The organism is Rathayibacter sp. Leaf185 (assembly GCF_001423885.1).
Taxonomy (GTDB): Bacteria; Actinomycetota; Actinomycetes; order Actinomycetales; family Microbacteriaceae; genus Rathayibacter.
Map to the genome: position 1 here is coordinate 47,864 of NZ_LMPP01000002.1, position 17,038 is coordinate 64,901.

A 17,038-nucleotide genomic window follows, 5' to 3' on the forward strand; every position below is an offset into this window, starting at 1 on the left:
GGCGCCCTCGGGGGAGGGGCTCTGGAAGTGCGGTGCCCTGTGCGGGTGCCGCGCCTCCCGTAGCGCGACCCGGCCGTATCGCAAGGCCCCTGTGCGGCCGGGCGCGCTGACCTAGCGTGAGAATCACCTCGCTCCGGCGGGGACCATCCTGAGGAGAGACATGCCCGCACTGACCGACACCTTCACCCTGTCCAACGGAGTCACGATCCCGAAGATCGGATTCGGCACCTGGCAGATCGAGGACGGGCCCGACGCCTATGACGCGGTGACCACGGCTCTCGCGGCCGGCTACCGCCACCTCGACACGGCCCGCGGCTACGGCAACGAGGCCAGCGTCGCCCGCGCCCTGCGCGACAGCGGCGTGCCCCGCGACGAGGTCTTCATCACGACGAAGCTGCCCGCCGAGGTCAAGGACTACGAGGGCGCGAAGGCCAGCTTCGAGACGACGATGGCCGCGCTCGAACTCGACTACGTCGACCTGTACCTCATCCACGCTCCGTGGCCCTGGTCGGACATGGGCTCGGACCACCGCGACGGCAACATCGCGGCCTGGACGGCGATGCAGGAGATCTACGCGGCGGAGCGCTCGCGCGCGATCGGCGTCTCGAACTTCGCCGTCGCCGACCTCGAGTCGCTGATCGCGGCGACCGACGTCGTGCCGCACGCGAACCAGATCCGCTGGTTCGTCGGCAACACGCAGGACGAGACGACGGCGTACTGCCGCGAGGCCGGGATCCTCGTCGAGGGCTACTCGCCGCTCGCGACCGGCGGCCTGCTCGAGAACTCCGACATCGCGGCGATCGCCGACGGCTACGGGAAGTCGGTCGCGCAGCTGTGCATCCGCTACCTGCTCGAGAAGGACGTGCTGCCGCTGCCGAAGTCGACGACGCCCTCGCGCATCCGCGAGAACGCCGACGTCGACTTCACGATCTCGCCCGAGGACCTCGCGGCCCTCGACGCCCTCGTCGACACGGAGTCCTGAGCGCGGCTCCACTCCGCAGTAGTTGTCGTACTCGGTAGTCGAGTACGACAACTACTGCGTTCTCAGCGCCTGCCGCCCCTGGTCAGGAGTCGAAGCGCAGGAGGCGCACGCCGTGGGGGTCGACGCGCAGGGGCACGGCGCCGTCGACCGGCTCGAGGGGTGCGCCGCTCCAGACGTCGACCGGCGTACCGGCCACGCCGAGATCGGCGAGATGCACCCTCAGCGAGGTTCCGGCCTCGCCCAGCCAGAACACCGCGCGCCACTGCGTCGCGCCGCGCGAGGCGGCCCAGACGACGAGCTCGCCGTCGCGCACGATCTCGCGGCTGGAGTCGCTGCCGAGCAGGGCGAGCACGTCGTCGTTCGTGAGCAGCGCGAGGGTCTCGTCCGGAGTGTCGGGCAGGTGCCCGCCGAACATCAGCGGTGAGCGCATCAGGCACCAGAGCGTCATCAGCGTGCGCTGCTCGGCCGCGGTGAAGCGCGAGAGCCGGTCCTCGCCCACGTGCGCGCGGATCCCGATGCGGCCCAGCGGCAGCATGTCGGCGTCCGCCCACGCCCCGAGCCGCTGGTGCGGAGCCCACCGCGCGGCCCTCTGGAACTGCTCGTGGAGCGCCGACCAGTCGTCCCAGAAGTCGTCCGAGATCCGCCAGAGCTGGGCGTTCGCGCGCAGCACCTCGAGGTTCTCGAGCGAGAGCTGCTTGCCGGGCGAGAGGCTCAGCGTCATCGGCCGGCCGGAGGCGTCGATCGCGCGGGAGATCGCGGCGATCTCGTCGGCCTGGATCGGCGGGTAGAGCACGTCGTCGAGCTTGACGAAGTCGACACCCCAGGTGGCCAGCTGCGCGAGCACCGAGTCGTAGTACTCCTGCGCTCCGGGCGCGCTCATGTCGACGCCGTAGTTGTCGGGGTTCCAGGGGCAGACGTTCGATCGGTCGGCGATGTCGGCGCAGGTCGCCTCCGAGCCGAGGATCGGGAGCCGCTCCTGGGCAGCACGCCGCGGCACGCCCCGCATCAGGTGCACCCCGAAGCGCAGGCCGAGCGCGTGCACGCGGGCGGCGAGCGCGGTGAAGCCGCCCTCGGCCGCCGACGGGAAGCGGCCGACCGCGGGCTGCGGCCGCCCCCACGCGTCGAGCACCGGCTCCGACACCTCCTGGTAGTCGCTCGTGCCCGGGTTCGGCTCGTACCACTGGATGTCGACGACGACGGTGTCCCAGCCGTGCGGCAGCAGGTGCTCGGCCAGGTACTCGGCGTTGGCCAGCACCTCCGCCTCGGTGACGGAGGCGCCGAAGCAGTCCCAGCTGTTCCAGCCCATCGGCGGGCGGAGCGCGGTGCGCAGGCGATCGGGTGTCATGCGGAAGCTCTTTCGTCGAAGGTCGTTTCTCCGGTGGCCGCCCGGATCCTGAGCGACGTGATCGACCAGGCAGGCACCTCGGCCAGCACCTCGTCGACCCCGTGCAGAGTCGTCTCGACCCGGCGCAGCGGCGAGGGCTCGAAGGCCGCGCCCGCGAGGGGGTCGCCGCCCTCGAGCAGAACGGAGTCGGCGACGACGGCCCCGTCGACGGCGACGCGTGCGGACACCGCGGCGTCGCCTCCGTTCACGATCGTCACGACGGTCTCGGCACCGCGGGAGGTCGCCCCCACCGCCACCTCGCGGTACGGCCGGCGGTCGTCGACGTGGTCGTGCACGAGCACGCCGTCGTGCCGCACGGTGATCCGCGAGCCGTCGCGCTCGATCTCGACGCGCCGCGGCACGCCGGTCTGCACGCCCCCGAAGATGTACGGGCCGTCGACCTCGTCGCCGAAGCCCTCATCGCGGCGCGACAGGATCAGCGATCGGTTGCGCCAGCTGCCCACGATCACCTCGTGCGTGGTGCCGGAGTCGGGGTCGCCGAGGACCACGTCGAAGCCCTCGACGCCGTCGAGCCGTGTGGCCGTGAACGCGAGGGAGCGGGTGCCGGCCGGGATCGCGAGGGGCGCCTCCGGGTGCTCGTCGTCGACGACGACGTCGGGCAGGGCCGCGCCGTCGGCGACGATGCCGGTGAACGAGGTGCGCGCGCCGGGCGACCGCAGCAGTGCGGGGCCCAGGCGCGGCTCGGGCTGCTCGCGCCGCACGTCCCCCGAGACGGTGACCGGCAGTACGCGGTCGCCGCGGTGCGCCGCGAAGAGGGCGTGCACGTCGTAGGCCGCCGAGCCGATCACCTCGTCGTCGGTGAAGTAGATCAGGTCGGGCGTCCACTGGGTCTCGACGACGCGGGCGAGCAGCGGCGCGTACGACGCCATCCGCACCACGTCGGAGTTGCGCTCGAGGCCGATCATGTACGCCGCCTCGGCGACCGCCGAGCGCACCGTCGAGCCGCGCGCCGCCCACTCGCCGAGGTACACGGCCGGGCCGGTGCGGTCGGCGGAGTCGTAGCGCTCGTGGTTCTGCCAGTGCCAGCGCGGCGAGCGGTAGCCGTGCTCGTCGACGAGGTCGATGTCGAGGCGCCGCGCGAGCTCCCAGCCCGCCTCGAAGTCGCGGCCGAACGGCCACGGACCGGCCGTGCCGATCAGCGCGACCTCGGGATGCGCCTCCTGGAGTGCCTGCGCGATCAGCTCGAAGCGCTCGGTGAACTGCGCGTCGACGGTGTCCTCGTTGCCGACGCCGAGCATCCGCAGGCCGAAGGGAGCCGGGTGCCCCGCCGCCGCGCGCACGGCGCCCCAGCGCGAGTCGACGTCGCCGTTCGCGTACTCGACGAGGTCGAGCACGTCCTGCACGTACTGCGGCATGCGCCCGATCGGGATCGCCTGCGCGCCGCCCGGTGTGTTCTGGCAGCTGACCCCGGCGGCGACGATCGGCAGCGGAGTCGCGCCGAGCGCCTCGCAGAGCAGGAAGTACTCGTGATAGCCGATCGCCATCGACTGGTGGTAGCCCCACGTGTTGGGCAGCGGGCGGCGCTGCTCGCGGGGGCCGACCGTGGTCTTCCAGTGGTACATGTTGTCGAGCCCGAAGCCGTGGACGAGGCAGCCGCCGGGAAAGCGGACGAACGCGGGCTCCAGCGCGCGCAGCGCCTCGACGAGGTCGGGGCGGAAGAGGATCGGCTCGCCGGCCGCGTCGAGCGGTCGCAGCTCGACGAGGTCGACGTCGACTCCGGTGCCCTCGAGCACGAGGCGCGTGCGGTGGGCGTCGGGGGCCGGCAGGTCGGTCTCGATCACGCGCCACTCGGCGGTGAGGGGCAGATCGACCGTCCCCGCGCCGTCGAGCCTCGCGGACAGCCGGCCCTCCGCCTCCGCCGCCCGGGCCCACAGACGCAGGCGCAGTGTGGGCGACGGCACGGGCATTCCGTCGTCGTTGTAGCCGCGGTTCACGAGCACGGCGTCGACGAGCCGCAGGTGCGTGGCGTTGGCCGAGCTCACGCCGTCGGCGCTGCGGACGCGCGCCTCGCCCGACTCCACCGACCACCCTGTCAGCGGACTCCAGCCCGGCCGGTCGGCGGGCCCGGCCTCGACGTCGCCGTTCTGCACGAGGTCGGCGTTGAGCCCGCCGTCGAGCGCGAAGTTGATGTCCTCGAGGAACAGCCCCCAGAGGTCGGGGCTGACCTCGCGGCCGGTCGGAGCGCCGACGGTGATCCGCAGGTCGCTCACACCAGCCTCAGCGAGATCGTCGCGAACGAGTGCGGCGGCAGCGTCACCCGCAGCCCCGTCGCGGTCGCCTCGACGGCGTCGAACGGAACCGGGCTCACGTCATCGGCTGCACCCGGGCGGTTGTGCGCCTCGGGCCGGTCGGCGCTCAGGAGGCGCCCGGTCGCGTCGGCGACCGAGCCGCCACGGAAGTCGAGCGCGATCTCGAGCGGCGCGTCGAGGTCGACGTTGGTGAGCGAGACGAGCACCCGTCCGTCCTTCGTGCTCGCGGAGGCGGACGCGACGGGGATCTCACGGCCGTCGACCTCGTGGGTCGGCCCGGCGAGCGTCGTCGGCAGCACCGTCGCCTCGTGGTGCCCCTTGTTCATCTCGAAGACGTGATAGGTGGGCGTGCGCACCATCTCGCCTCCGTCGGGGTCGGTCAGCAGCATCGCCTGCAGCACGTTCACGGTCTGCGCGATGTTGGCCATCGAGAGCCGGTCGGCGAAGGAGTGGAAGACGTCGAAGTGCCAGGCCGCCACCATCGCGTCGCGGATCGTGTTCTGCTGGAAGAGGAAGCCAGGGTGCGTACCCGGCTCGACGTCCCACCAGGTGCCCCACTCGTCGAGCACCATGCCGTACTGCTTCTCGGGGTCGTACACGTCCATCACCGCGGCGTGCGAACGGAGGAGCTCCTCGATGCCCTGCGCGGCGACGATCGTGCTCCAGTAGGTGTCGGCGTCGAACTCGGTCGCGCTGCCCTTCGCCGACCAGCTGCCGCCGATCGTGTAGTAGTGCACCGAGATCGACTCCCACGGCACGGACGAGAAGGGGTGCCCGCCGATCTCGGGGATCACCTGCATCAGCGTCTCGGTCCACGACGTGTCGGCTCCGTCGGCCCCCGCGGCGATGCGGTGCAGCGGAGTGTCGTTGCCGCTCTGGCAGAAGGTGCCGAACTGCCGCGCGAGGTCGGCGTAGGCGCCGGCGCGCATGTTGCCGCCGCAGCCCCAGGTCTCGTTGCCCAGACCCCAGTAGCGCACGGTCCAGGGCTCCTCGCGACCGTTCGCGCGGCGGAGGTCGGCCATCGGGGACTTCCCCGCGCCGGTGAGGTACTCGACCCAGTCGGCCATCTCCTGCACCGTGCCCGAGCCGATGTTGCCCGAGACGTAGGCGTCGGCGCCGAGCAGCTCGCAGAGCGCCATGAACTCGTGGGTGCCGAACGAGTTGTCCTCGGCGACTCCGCCCCACAGCGTGTTGATGAGGCCGGGGCGCTGGTCTCGCGGGCCGATGCCGTTGGTCCAGTGGTAGCGGTCGGCGAAGCAGCCGCCCGGCCAGCGGAGGTTGGGGATGTCGAGGGCCTTCAGCGCCTCGACGACGTCGAGACGGATGCCGCCGACGTTCGGCACCGTCGAGTCCTCACCGACCCAGAAGCCGTCGTAGATGCAGCGGCCGAGGTGCTCGGCGAAGTGGCCGTACAGGTGCTTGCTGATCGTGGCGCCGGGGCGGTCGAGGTCGACGGTGACGGTGGTGTTCACGAAGGACTCCAGTGTGATCGTGGGGGAGGGCCGGCCGCGGCGCGGTGCGCGGCCGAGGTGCAGGTCAGGCGTCGACGCGGACGGCGCGCAGCACCAGGGCCCGGTCGCCGTGGAAGGTGGGCAGCTCGAGGCCCGCCTCGCGGAGGAGGCTCCCCGAGTACGAGGGCGCGTCGGCATCGCTGTCGAGGGGGACGGTGCCCTCGAGCCAGCGCGGGCTCAGCCACCCCGGCCCGAGCGATCCGGGCCGGGCGGCCTCGAGGCGGTAGCGCACCCCGGGCAGCAGGCCCGGGAGGCGGAGGCGGCGCCGGGAGTCCGCGGACAGGGACGGGGTCACGACCGTGTAGAGCGCCTCCGAGCCGTCCTGCGCGACGACACCGCGCAGCGACGGGGCGTCGTCGTCGAAGTCGCCGCTGCCGACGACGCGACCGGTCGAGATCAGGCCGCGGTGCTCCTTGAACGACGCGATCCAGGAGGCGAGCACCGCCTCCTCCTCGCCGGTCAGCTCGCGGATGTCCCACTCGATGCCGAAGTGCGCGAGGAACGCGACCGCGCAGCGGGTGTGCAGATCGCTCGTGCGCCCGGTGATGGAGTTGACCGGCGACGCGACATGCGAGCCGAGCATCTCGGGAGGCACGAGGAGGCCGGTCCAGCGCAGCATCCGCGAGCGGTCGAGCGGGTCCTGGTTGTCGGAGGTGTGCACGCGGTCGGTGCGCTCGAGGATCCCGAGGTCGACGCGGCCGCCTCCGGAGGCGCAGCTCTCGATCTCGAGCTCGGGGTGCCGCTCGCGCAGCGCGTCGAGCAGGCGGTAGACGGCGAGCGTCTGCTCGTGCACGGCGGCGGCTCCCGTGGCGGGGTGGCCGGCGTCGATCAGATCGCGGTTGTGGTCCCACTTGAGGTAGGCCACATCGAGGTCGACGATCAGTCCGTCGAGGACGCCCAGGAGGTGCGCGAACGCCTCCGGGTTGGTCAGGTCGAGGACCTGCTGGTGGCGGAAGCGCGGCGGGAGCTCGGGGCGGGCGCGCAGGATCCAGTCGGGGTGGGCGCGGGCGAGGTCCGAGTCCTCGTTGATCATCTCGGGCTCGACCCAGAGGCCGAACTCCATCCCGAGTCCGCGGACGTGCTCGGCGAGCGGGCCGAGACCGTCGGGCCAGGAGAGGGGGTCGGGCGTCCAGTCGCCGAGTCCTCTGGTGTCGTCGTGGCGGCCGAGGAACCAGCCGTCGTCGAGTACGCAGCGCTCGACTCCGAGGGCCGCGGCGCGGGTGGCGAGGTCGGAGAGGGTGGCGAGGTCCTGCTCGAAGTAGACCGCCTCCCACACGTTGAGGGTCACGGGGCGCGGGCGCCGGGAGGAGCGCGAGCGCTCGCGGAGGAAGCCGTGGAAGCGGGCGGCCGCGGTGTCGAGGCCGACGCCGAACGAGCCGTAGACCCAGGGCGACTCGTAGCTCTCGCCGCTCGCGAGCCGGACTTCGCCGGGCAGCAGCAGCTCGCCGCCGCGGAACGCCAGGTGCCCGTCGCTCCGCTCGACCGCGTGCTCGTGGTCGCCGCCGATGCCGACGTGGCAGAGCCAGACCCGCCCGGAGTCGGCGTCGAAGCCGGGCGTGCCGATCGCGACGACGGTGGTCGCGTCGAGCCCGGTGCGCCCGCGTCGCGACGAGCGTGAGTGGGTGCCGACGACGACGGGGTGGCGCTGCGGGATCTTCTCGGTGCTCCAGCGGCCGGAGAAGTCGAGGATCTCGCGCGCGTCGGTGGTGATGCGGAGGGCGGGATCGACTCCGATGACCTCGAGGGGCTCTGCGGAGTCGCTCTCGTTGGTCACCGTCACCCGGGTCCGGAGGAGTCCCTGCGGCGAGAGATCGATCTCTAGCAGGACGCCGACTCCGGCCCACTCGTCCCTCGCCTCGATGCGCGCGAGGCCCGACTCGCGCTGTACGACACCGCCCTCGGCAAGGGTCTCGCCTGCCACCGAGACGGAGGCGACCCGCAGTCGCGGAGACCAGGCCGCCCCCGCCCGGTGGGTGCGCAGACCGGGCAGGCCACTCCAGCCGTAGGTGTGCTCGGGCAGCACCGTGGGCTCGTAGGGCATGTCGGAATCCCCGTCGATCCCCGGCCGCAGGGGAGTTCCGGTGTAGTCGAGGAGCTCGTCGTCGCTCGCGCGGATCGGCGCACCCCAGTGCGCGAGGACGGGCAGATCCTCTCCCGACTGGGTGAGGAGGACGGAGACGTCATCAGTGACGAAATGGATCACCCGGGGGGATTGCATACGGACATTCATACCGTCGATCCTGACCTGAGTACAGTGAGAGATCGATCTCGATCAACGAAGAGGAGCTCCCATGCCGCTGTCGCAGCTGGCCCCCGCCGACACCCGTCTCGCGGGCGGGACGTTCGACCAGCGCCGCCGCCTGAACCGGGCCTACCTGCTCTCGCTCGAGGACGACGCGCTGCTGCAGAACTTCCTGATCGAGGCCGGCATCGGTGATCAGGGCTGGCACCTGCACCCCTCGCAGGACAGCCGGGAGGCTCGCGGTCTCGACCGCCACTGGGGCTGGGAGACGCCCGGCTCGCAGCTGCGCGGCCACTTCCTCGGGCACTGGCTCTCGGCCGTGGCCCGCGAGGTCGCGGTGACGGGCGACGCCCTGCTCCGCGCGCGGCTCGACTCCGTGCTCGACGGGCTCGAGCGCTGCCAGGAGGCGAACGGCGGAGGCTGGATCTGGGCGATCCCGCGCACGTTCCTCGACCGCCTCGCCGCCGGCCGCCCGATCTGGGCGCCGCAGTACGACATGCACAAGACGCTGATGGGTCTCGTCGACGTGCACCGAGACCTCGGCGACGAGCGGGCGCTGCGGATGGCCGTCGCCGCGACCGCTCCGCTGCTCGAGTGGGTGCGCGGTTTCGACGACGACGCGTTCCAGGTGATCCTCGATGTCGAGACCGGCGGGATGCTCGAGGTCTGGGCCGACCTCCTCGAGGCGACCGGCGACCCCGTCTACGCGGAGCTGCTCGAGCGCTACTACCGCCGCGACTTCTTCGACGGGCTGCTCGCCGGCCGCGACATGCTGACGAACAAGCACGCGAACACGACGATCCCCGAGGTGCTCGGCGCCGCACGCGCCTACGAGGTCACGGGTGACGAGCGCTGGCGGAGGATCGTCGAGGCCTACTGGGAGCAGGCGGTCACCCTGCGCGGCACGTTCTGCACCGGCGGCCAGACCTCGGGTGAGATCTGGACGCCCCCGTTCGAGTTCGCCGCCCGCCGCGGCGAGAAGACGCAGGAGCACTGCAGCGTCTACAACATGATCCGGCTCGCCGACGTGCTGCTGCGCTGGACGGGCGACCTCGCCTACGCCGACTACATCGAGCTCAACCTGGTCAACGGGATCCTCGCCCAGCAGAATCCGCGGACGGGGATGGTCGCGTACTTCCTCCCGCTCGAGGGCGGAGCGCGGAAGGACTGGGGCACCCCCACCGAGGACTTCTGGTGCTGCCACGGCACGCTGGTGCAGGCGCACACGCGCCACTCCGGCCTCGTGTTCTACCTCGCCGAGGACGGCGAGCTGGTGATCGCCCAACACCTCGGCGCGCGGGCCCGCGTCGAGACCCCGCTCGGCGAGGTGAGCGTGCGGGTCGAGGTGCTCGACAACGCGGGCTACGTCGGCCCCGACGCGAACGCGGGCGACGCGGGCGACGCGCACCGCCCCTCCGTGTCGCGGCTGCGGGTCGAGATCGAGTCGGCGGAGGGGGTCGCGCAACGCGTGCGGGTGCGCGTGCCCTCGTGGACGGTCGGCGAGCCGACGGTCGCGGGAGACGCGGCGCTCGCCGACGGGGCGCTAGTGATCGAGCACACCGGCGGGCGCACGAGCGTCGACCTCGGCTTCGGCCTCGAGGTGCGCGCGGTGCCGATCCCCGACGAGCCGGGCACGGTCGCGTTCGTCGAGGGCCCGGTGGTGCTCGCCGGTCTCGTCGACCGCGAGGTGACCTTGGTCGGCGAGCCGTCGACGGCCGCGTCGCTGCTCGCCCCCGACAACGAGCGGCAGTGGACGCAGTGGCTCCGCGGCCACCGGACCACCGGCCAGCCGTCCTCGATCCGCTTCCGGCCGCTGCACGAGGTCGTCGACGAACCCTTCTCGCTCTACTTCCCGGTCTCGACCGGGAGCTGACAATCAGGACCCCCATGACCTCCGACGCGCCCGCGACCGGCGCTCCCGCCCTCGCGATCCCCCGCTCGCGGTTCCTGCTCCCGATCTTCGCGATGCTCGTCGGCTTCGGGCCGCTGACGATCGACCTCGTCCTGCCCTTCCTCCCGACGCTGCAGACCGATCTCGGCGTCTCGGTCGCGACCGCGCAGCTGGTCGTGACCGGCGCGACGTTCGGCTTCGCCGCGGGCCAGCTCGTGTCGGGCCCGCTGAGCGATGCGGTCGGTCGAAAGTGGCCGCTCGGAGTCTCGGCCGCGCTGCACATCGTGGCGAGCCTTGTCGCCGCGACGACCTCCGACACCGCGGTGCTGCTCTCGGCGCGCTTCGTGCAGGGGGCGGCGTGCACGGCGGCCGGAGTCGTCGTCACGGCGATCGTCCGCGACCTCTACAGCGGCAAGCGGCTCGTGACGATGCTCGCGAACCTCGCGGTGATCGTGTCGGTCTTCCCGATCCTCGTCCCGTCGGTCGGGGCGCAGCTGACCAAGATCATCGACTGGCGCGGCTCGTTCCTCGCCGTCGCCGTCTGGGGAGCGGTCGCGACCGTGATCGCGCTGGTCGTGCTGCCCGAGACCCTGCCTCCCGAACGACGGCACCAGGGCGGACTCGCGCCGTCGCTGCGCAACTCCTTCGGGATGCTCCGACGGCCGCGCGTGATCGCGCTCGCCGCCGCCTCGGCCGCCGGATGGTCGATCGGCTTCGCCTACCTCGCGACCGCACCGTTCCTCTACACGAACGTCTACGAGGTCGGCCCCGACCTCTACGGGCTGCTGTTCCTCGCCACCTCGCTCGTGACGATCGCGGTCGGGCAGACGACGGGCCGCGTGATCGTGCCGCGGTTCGGCCCGCGGTTCGCGATGATCGCCTCCGCGATCGTGACCGCCCTCGGTGCCGTCATCGTCGCGGCGCTCGCCCTCGCCGGCACTCCACCGCTCTACGTCGTGGTCGGCGGGCTCACCTTCGCCCTCGCCGGCCGCTCGCTCGGATTCGCGCCGGTGCAGTACCTGTCGCTGCAGGGCCCGTCGAGCGAGGCGGGGAGCGTCACGGCGATCCTCGGCACGGTCAGCTTCACCGCCGCCGGGCTGGTGATGCCGGTGATGGGTGCGTACGCCGAGGTGTCGCTCCTGCCGTTCGCGATCCTCCTGGTCGTCGCGGCTCTGGTGGAGGGCACCGTGGCACTGCTGTTCCGCCCCGGATCGCGGCACTTCGACTCCGGTGGCACACGACTCGACGATGAGAGAGGCTGACATGGACTCCCTGGCACTGCACTGCGGCGGCTACACCCTGCACGTCCGAGCGGGCGGGATCGAGGTCGAGGCGGACGGCCGGATCCTCTACGCCAACCCCCGGCCGATGTTCGTGACGGTCAAGACGGCCTTCGCGGTCAGCGAGTTCTCGGACGGCGCGTACTCCGAGGTGGTCGAGACCGGAGGAGCGATCGAGGCCCGCGGCACGATGACCGTGCCGTCGGGATCGGTCTTCGCCTTCACCGACGTCTACGAGGCGATCGGCGAGGGCGTGCGGGTGAGCCGCGAGGTCGAGGTGCTCGAGGAGGGGGACGACCTCGGCTTCTCGACCAAGGTCTCCCTGTCGATGCTCGAGTCCGACGCCGTCCGCGACTACGACTGCTTCGCGCCGGGGGTCCGCTACCGGCAGAACGAGTACGCGCCGGGCGAGGATCTCGACGCCGAGTACTTCTGGCGGCGCGAGACGCGCTCCGCTCTCCCGCTCTTCGCGATGCAGAACAGGGCGTCGGGAGAGACGGCGACGCTCGCGCGCTGGGCGGCCGACGTGACGCTGCCGACCCCCGACGTCGTGTGGTCCGAGAACTTCACCGACCCGCTCTGCACCGTCGGGGCGATCGGCATGAGCCGGCCGCAGAGCCGGACCCTGAACTACCTCTACTACGGCTTCGGCGTGCGCAGGCCGCTCGACGTCGCTCCGGCGGGGCTCTCGATCGACTACGTCTACCCGGCCGCCGACGGGGAGCTGCCGCTCGACAACCCGTACGCGGGCCTCGACTACGACGAGGCGCCGAAGCGGTTCCAGCGGATGAATCACCCCGTGACCGCCGGCTTCGTGCAGAGGTACTCGGTCGCGCTCACCTTCGGCCGCTACGACGGCTTCGCCTCGATGATGCGCGAGGTCTGGCGCGAGGCGTACGCGCGCCTGCGCGACACCCTGTTCGAGGTCGACAACGAGCGCCACTACCGCCACGGGATGGAGATCCTGAACCGGTACACCCGGCAGTACGGAGACTCGTGGGGGCTGCCCTTCGCCTGCCAGCTGCCCGACATGGACGTCTCGAGCGTCTCTTTCCAGTTCGGCTTCGTGGGTCAGCAGCCGGGGATCGGCTATCAGCTGATCCGCTACGGAGACCGCGAGGGCGTGCCGGAGGCGTTCGAGAAGGGCGTCGGCGTGATCGACTTCTGGGCGCGCGAGGCCCTGACCGCCTCGGGCCTGCCGCAGATGTGCTGGAACCCGACGCTCGGCGGCTTCGAGCCCTACCCGCACTACCTCAGGATGCTCGCGGACGGCGTGGAGGCGGTGCTCGACGCCTACCTCCACCTCCGCGCGAAGGGCGACGAGCGCGCAGGCTGGCTCGAGTTCTGCCGGCGTGCGGCCGACTGGCTGGTGCGCGTGCAGAACGACGACGGCAGCTTCCACCGGGCGTACCACTCCGACAGCTCGGTCCGGATGGACTCGCGCTCGAACACCCCGAGCGTGATCCGGTTCCTGGTGCAGTTCCACCTCGTCTCCGGCGACCCGACGTATCGGGAGGCGGCGATCCGCGCCGGCGAATGGACGTACGAGAACAGCCACCGCACCCTCGAGTACCGCGGCGGCACGTGCGACAACGCCGATGTCCAGGACAAGGAGGCGGGCATCTACGCCCTCTTCGGCTTCCTCGCCCTCTACGACCTGACCGGCGAGGACCGCTGGCTCGAGGGCGCGACGCGCGCCGCCGACTACACCGAGACGTGGACGTACGCCTGGTCGTTCCCGGTGCGCAGTCCGTGGCCGAAGCACCCCTTCAACCGCTACTCGATCAGCGGCCAGAGCATCATCACGATCGGTGGAGGCGCCGACGTGTACATGGCCGCGTGCTCCTACTCGTACTACCGGCTGCACCTGATCACCGGCGACGAGCACTACCTCGACGTCGCCGAGTTCCTCCACAACAACACGCGGCAGTCGACCGACGTCGACGGCAGCATCGGCTACGCGATGCCCGGCCTCGGCCACGAGAGCGGCGACTTCGCGAGCCAGACCCTGCAGAGCCACTACCACTGGCTGCCGTGGTGCACCTTCGTCGAGGTCGACCCGTCGTCGCGCCTGTTCGACACCTTCGGCGTCTACGAGATCGCGGAGGCGCAGCGCCTGCCCGCGGAGGAGCGCGCGGCGCGGAACCGCATCTACGACACCTACGGGAAGGTCGGCTGAGCCCCCCGCACTGCGGCTGTCGGCGTGCACGCCCGATCGCCGGATCGGGCGTGCACCGCGACATCGAGCGTGCGCGCCGGCCGGCTGAGTCGGCGTCGTGTGCCGACAGCCTGCCGCCGAGCACGCCGATGACGGACCGGAACGAGCTCGCGTCGAGGGGCGCGGGTGCTCAGCCGAGCAGCGACAGCGCCGAGAGCCCGATGAACGGCACCATCACGAGGAAGCAGATCGTGCCGTAGTGCCGGAAACCCGAGAAGGATCCAGGCCCTCCCACGAGTCGGCTGAGCGCTCCCGTGACGATCGGCGGGAGGAGGAACAGCAGGAGCCACGGTGCCAGGGTCACGGCACTCGGCGCGGTCCAGTCCGGGTAGTCGTCGCGGTCCAGTGGTGGGAGCCGCACGAGGAAGAACGCGACGGTGAGCAGTGCGGCCGGGACGACGGACAGGCTGGTGAGTGCGATCGCCGTGAAGCGCGCGCCCCGCTCGCGGGAGGGCCGTCCTCGTCCGGCCACGACCGGCGCTTCTTCGTCGGAGTGCTCGTCCGGACCCGCGCTGTCGAACCGGATGCGTCCCATCGTCCTATCATGCCGAGCCCCCCCCGGCATCGAAGGCTCCGTGCTGCGCATCCAGCGCCGGCCAGGCAGGCCCGCCGCGCGCGATCTGCGCGACCGTCAGCGGCTCTCCGAGTCGGCACCACACTCCGTCCGCCCGACCGTCACCGAGAACCTGCTCCGGATCCACGGCGAAGATCTCTGCGCAGAGACACGTGATCCCGTCACGAGTCCGAGCGCAGGCCGATCCGGATCGCTGTCGATTCGCGCGGGATGAGCCGCGCTCGGGGAACATGCCCGGTCGGAGGGGCCTCACCGAGCGCGGCGCTGAGCGCCAGTTGTGCGACGTGTCTTCCGAGGCCCTCGTCGTCGATGAAGACGCTCGAGAGCGAGGGGACGAAGAGTCGTGCGAGCGGGGCGTCGTCGTGACCCACGACTGCGAGCTGCTCCGGTACGGAGATCCCCAGGCGCAGGGCTGCCCCGACGACGATCGCAGCGATCTCATCGTTGTACGCGACGATGCCGTCCACGCCGTTCACTCGCCAATCGGACACCGCGTCACGCGCGGTCTCCGCATCGATGCGCACGCTGGCGAGCGCGCCCCTTCCGAGAGCGTCGCAGGCTGCCGACGCGATGCGGTGGCGGGCTGTGGAGATCTCGGAGAGCCGGACATCCGTCGGGGCTGCGAACGCCAGTCGCCGCCGCCCCTGCTCAGCCAGGTGGTTCACCTGGAGGCGTGGGCCGTCTCCCCAGGAGAAGCCTTCGGCGCTCAGCGGCTGATCCGGACCCGGGATCACCGCTGTCACTCCTGCAGCGCGGATCATGTCGGCCTGCTCGCGGGTGAAGGGGACCATGCCGAGGACGACGTCCGGTTGCAACGTCTCCCAGAGTGGACGTGCTCTGCCGCCCACGTGAGGCGTCATCGTGACGAGGGAGTAACCGGCTTCGTCCAGCGCTGTCGATGCTTGATCGATGTGCCGACTCATGGAGTACTCCATCGGCCAATCGGGCAGTACCAGGAGGACGATCTTGCTCCGTCCGCTGGCGAGAGCCTTCGCTGCCAGATGGGGCCGGTAACCGAGGCGCTGCGCGGCGGCGATGACTCTGCTCTTCGTCATCTCGGAGATCGTCTGTCCGGGGGTCGAGTTCAGCACGAACCCGACAGTGGCCCGCGAGACACCGACCTCGCGCGCGATGTCGGCAGCGGTGACTCGTCGATCGGCCGTCGTATGCGTCATCGAACCCTCCCATCGGAGCCTATCGCTTGACCGCGCTAGCTGAGCCTGCAGGCCTCCTCGCCAGACCACTTGCACGCGCTAGCTCAAAGGCGCTAGTCTCGCGCCACTAGCTCGCTCTAGTTTTCGATCGGTATCTGACAATGGAGTCCTACATGGCCACGCCCGCGCGCGACGTCCCACCCTCTGGAGCTCCTGCTCCGTTCCCGATCCCTTCGGCACCTGCTGCCCAGGAGGAGACGATCGCGACCGAGCAGACTCCGCCTGCGGAGCAGAAGGTCAGCGCTCTCTACATCTGGTTGCAGGTTCTGGGCCAGTTCGGTGTCTTCATCGCGTTCATCACGCCGATCGCGATCTCGCTCTCCATCCGCCTCGCCGAGCTCGCCCCGGGCCGGGAGGAGTACCTCGGCTACATCACCGGTTCGGGCGCTCTCGTCGTGATGCTGACGGGGCCGCTGCTCGGAACGCTCAGCGACCGGACCCGGACGCGTCTCGGTCGGCGTCGCCCGTTCCTGATCGTGGGCACCCTGCTGGGAATCGTGTCCCTGATCGTCATGGCACTCGCGCCGAACCCTCTCGTGCTCGGCGCCGGATGGATCCTCGCTCAGCTGGGCTGGGGTCAGGTCCTGGCGAATCTGCAGATCTCGATGGCCGACAGGCTCCCGGAGAGCCAGCGCGGGAAGGTCGCAGGACTCACCGGCTTCGCCACTCAGGTCGCGCCGGTGTTCGGTGTCGTCATCGCCGGAGGGTTCGCGAGCGACTCGCTGCTGCTCTTCCTGCTTCCCGGAGCGGTCGGAGTGCTCTTCGTCGCGCTGTTCGTCCTGTTCATCAAGGAGCAGGACAGCCGCGGCAACGTGTTCGAGGAGCGCCTCTCGCCCAAGACGATCTTCAGCAAGTACATCTTCAACCCGCGCCAGTACCCGGACTTCTCCTGGGTCTGGCTCGGCCGCTTCCTCTTCTACTTCGGTCTCACCCTCAACACGACCTTCACCGCGTTCTTCTTCGCCTCTCGCCTGGGCGTGGAAGTGGTCGATGTCGCACCGCTCATCGCGACCCTGGGTCTGTTCGGCATCATCGCGACGACGGTGGGTGCGATCGGCGGTGGGTTCCTCTCGGACCGCCTCCGCCGCCGCCGCACCTTCGTCCTCCTCGGCTCGGTGCTCTTCGCGGGAGGCGCGGCAGTCGCCGCCTTCGCGACCGCCGTGCCCCAGCTCTACATCGGCTCGCTGCTCACCTCGGTCGGCATCGGCGTGTTCGCGGCCGTCGATCAGGCGCTGATGCTCGATGTGCTCCCCGAGAAGGAGACCAGCGCCGGCCGCTACCTGGGCATCATCGGCTTCGCCGTCTCGATCCCGCAGGCCGCCGCACCCTTCATCGCCCCGGTGTTCCTCGCCGTCGGCGCCTCCGTTGCCGGGGACAAGAACTACACGCTGCTGTACCTCATCGCCGGCGCTTTCACGATCATCGGCGGTCTGGTCGTCATGCGGGTCAAGTCCGTCCGCTAGCGATCCGAC

The 17,038-nt window shown here is 71.0% G+C and carries 11 protein-coding genes; 5 read left to right on the forward strand and 6 right to left on the reverse strand.

Annotated elements, in window-relative coordinates:
* Positions 1–160 precede the first annotated feature (160 nt).
* Positions 161–982, forward strand: a complete 822-nt coding sequence (locus ASG06_RS07475) for an aldo/keto reductase (RefSeq protein ID WP_056040664.1) — start codon at positions 161–163, stop codon at positions 980–982.
* Positions 983–1,064: 82 nt separating this feature from the next.
* Here the strand turns inward: ASG06_RS07475 and ASG06_RS07480 are convergent, their stop codons facing one another.
* From ASG06_RS07480 to ASG06_RS07495, 4 genes are all read right to left on the reverse strand, one after another.
* The gene (locus ASG06_RS07480) at positions 1,065–2,327 is read right to left on the reverse strand and encodes a glycoside hydrolase family 27 protein (RefSeq protein ID WP_231727658.1); all 1,263 of its coding nucleotides are present in this window, start codon (positions 2,325–2,327) and stop codon (positions 1,065–1,067) included.
* Positions 2,324–4,597, reverse strand: coding sequence for an alpha-L-arabinofuranosidase C-terminal domain-containing protein (locus ASG06_RS07485; protein WP_056040666.1), 2,274 nt, complete (start codon positions 4,595–4,597; stop codon positions 2,324–2,326). Before ASG06_RS07485 ends, ASG06_RS07480 begins: the two co-directional genes overlap by 4 nt.
* Positions 4,594–6,108 (reverse strand): alpha-N-arabinofuranosidase, encoded by a 1,515-nt coding sequence (locus ASG06_RS07490; protein WP_056040668.1) that lies wholly within the window; start codon positions 6,106–6,108, stop codon positions 4,594–4,596. Before ASG06_RS07490 ends, ASG06_RS07485 begins: the two co-directional genes overlap by 4 nt.
* A 64-nt stretch (positions 6,109–6,172) precedes the next feature.
* Positions 6,173–8,365, reverse strand: coding sequence for an alpha-galactosidase (locus ASG06_RS07495; RefSeq protein ID WP_082499052.1), 2,193 nt, complete (start codon positions 8,363–8,365; stop codon positions 6,173–6,175).
* Between the two features lie 73 nt (positions 8,366–8,438).
* Here ASG06_RS07495 and ASG06_RS07500 point away from each other — a divergent pair, with 73 nt between their 5' ends.
* Genes ASG06_RS07500 through ASG06_RS07510 form a run of 3 tightly spaced genes read left to right on the forward strand, consistent with a single transcriptional unit; the run spans position 8,439 to position 13,739 of the window.
* The gene (locus ASG06_RS07500) at positions 8,439–10,262 is read left to right on the forward strand and encodes a beta-L-arabinofuranosidase domain-containing protein (protein WP_056040672.1); all 1,824 of its coding nucleotides are present in this window, start codon (positions 8,439–8,441) and stop codon (positions 10,260–10,262) included.
* A 14-nt stretch (positions 10,263–10,276) separates the two neighbouring features.
* The gene (locus ASG06_RS07505; protein ID WP_056040675.1) at positions 10,277–11,542 is read left to right on the forward strand and encodes an MFS transporter; all 1,266 of its coding nucleotides are present in this window, start codon (positions 10,277–10,279) and stop codon (positions 11,540–11,542) included.
* A 1-nt stretch (position 11,543) separates the two neighbouring features.
* Positions 11,544–13,739 carry a hypothetical protein gene (locus ASG06_RS07510; RefSeq protein WP_197409390.1) on the forward strand — a complete coding sequence of 732 codons (2,196 nt, stop codon included), beginning with the start codon at positions 11,544–11,546 and terminating at the stop codon, positions 13,737–13,739.
* A gap of 169 nt (positions 13,740–13,908) precedes the next feature.
* On the opposite strand, the gene ASG06_RS07515 is transcribed toward ASG06_RS07510, so the two are convergent.
* Both ASG06_RS07515 and ASG06_RS07520 read right to left on the reverse strand, forming a co-directional pair.
* Positions 13,909–14,313 carry a hypothetical protein gene (locus ASG06_RS07515; RefSeq protein ID WP_056040677.1) on the reverse strand — a complete coding sequence of 135 codons (405 nt, stop codon included), beginning with the start codon at positions 14,311–14,313 and terminating at the stop codon, positions 13,909–13,911.
* Between the two features lie 200 nt (positions 14,314–14,513).
* Entirely contained in the window at positions 14,514–15,527 is a 1,014-nt protein-coding gene (locus tag ASG06_RS07520; RefSeq protein WP_056040679.1) for a LacI family DNA-binding transcriptional regulator, read from the reverse strand.
* Positions 15,528–15,679: 152 nt separating this feature from the next.
* On the opposite strand from ASG06_RS07520, the gene ASG06_RS07525 reads away from it, so the two are divergent.
* Complete coding sequence (locus tag ASG06_RS07525; protein WP_056042410.1) at positions 15,680–17,029, forward strand: MFS transporter; 1,350 nt, start codon at positions 15,680–15,682, stop codon at positions 17,027–17,029.
* Positions 17,030–17,038: the final 9 nt, after the last annotated feature.

Bases quoted from the DNA above. Each gene is read 5' to 3' on its own strand.
- ASG06_RS07475 (WP_056040664.1), top strand. From the start codon at position 161: ATGCCCGCACTGACCGACACCTTCACCCTGTCCAACGGAGTCACGATC.
- ASG06_RS07480 (WP_231727658.1), bottom strand. From the start codon at position 2,327: ATGACACCCGATCGCCTGCGCACCGCGCTCCGCCCGCCGATGGGCTGG.
- ASG06_RS07495 (WP_082499052.1), bottom strand. From the start codon at position 8,365: ATGCAATCCCCCCGGGTGATCCATTTCGTCACTGATGACGTCTCCGTC.
- ASG06_RS07500 (WP_056040672.1), top strand. From the start codon at position 8,439: ATGCCGCTGTCGCAGCTGGCCCCCGCCGACACCCGTCTCGCGGGCGGG.
- ASG06_RS07505 (WP_056040675.1), top strand. From the start codon at position 10,277: ATGACCTCCGACGCGCCCGCGACCGGCGCTCCCGCCCTCGCGATCCCC.
- ASG06_RS07510 (WP_197409390.1), top strand. From the start codon at position 11,544: ATGGACTCCCTGGCACTGCACTGCGGCGGCTACACCCTGCACGTCCGA.
- ASG06_RS07515 (WP_056040677.1), bottom strand. From the start codon at position 14,313: ATGGGACGCATCCGGTTCGACAGCGCGGGTCCGGACGAGCACTCCGAC.
- ASG06_RS07520 (WP_056040679.1), bottom strand. From the start codon at position 15,527: ATGACGCATACGACGGCCGATCGACGAGTCACCGCTGCCGACATCGCG.
- ASG06_RS07525 (WP_056042410.1), top strand. From the start codon at position 15,680: ATGGCCACGCCCGCGCGCGACGTCCCACCCTCTGGAGCTCCTGCTCCG.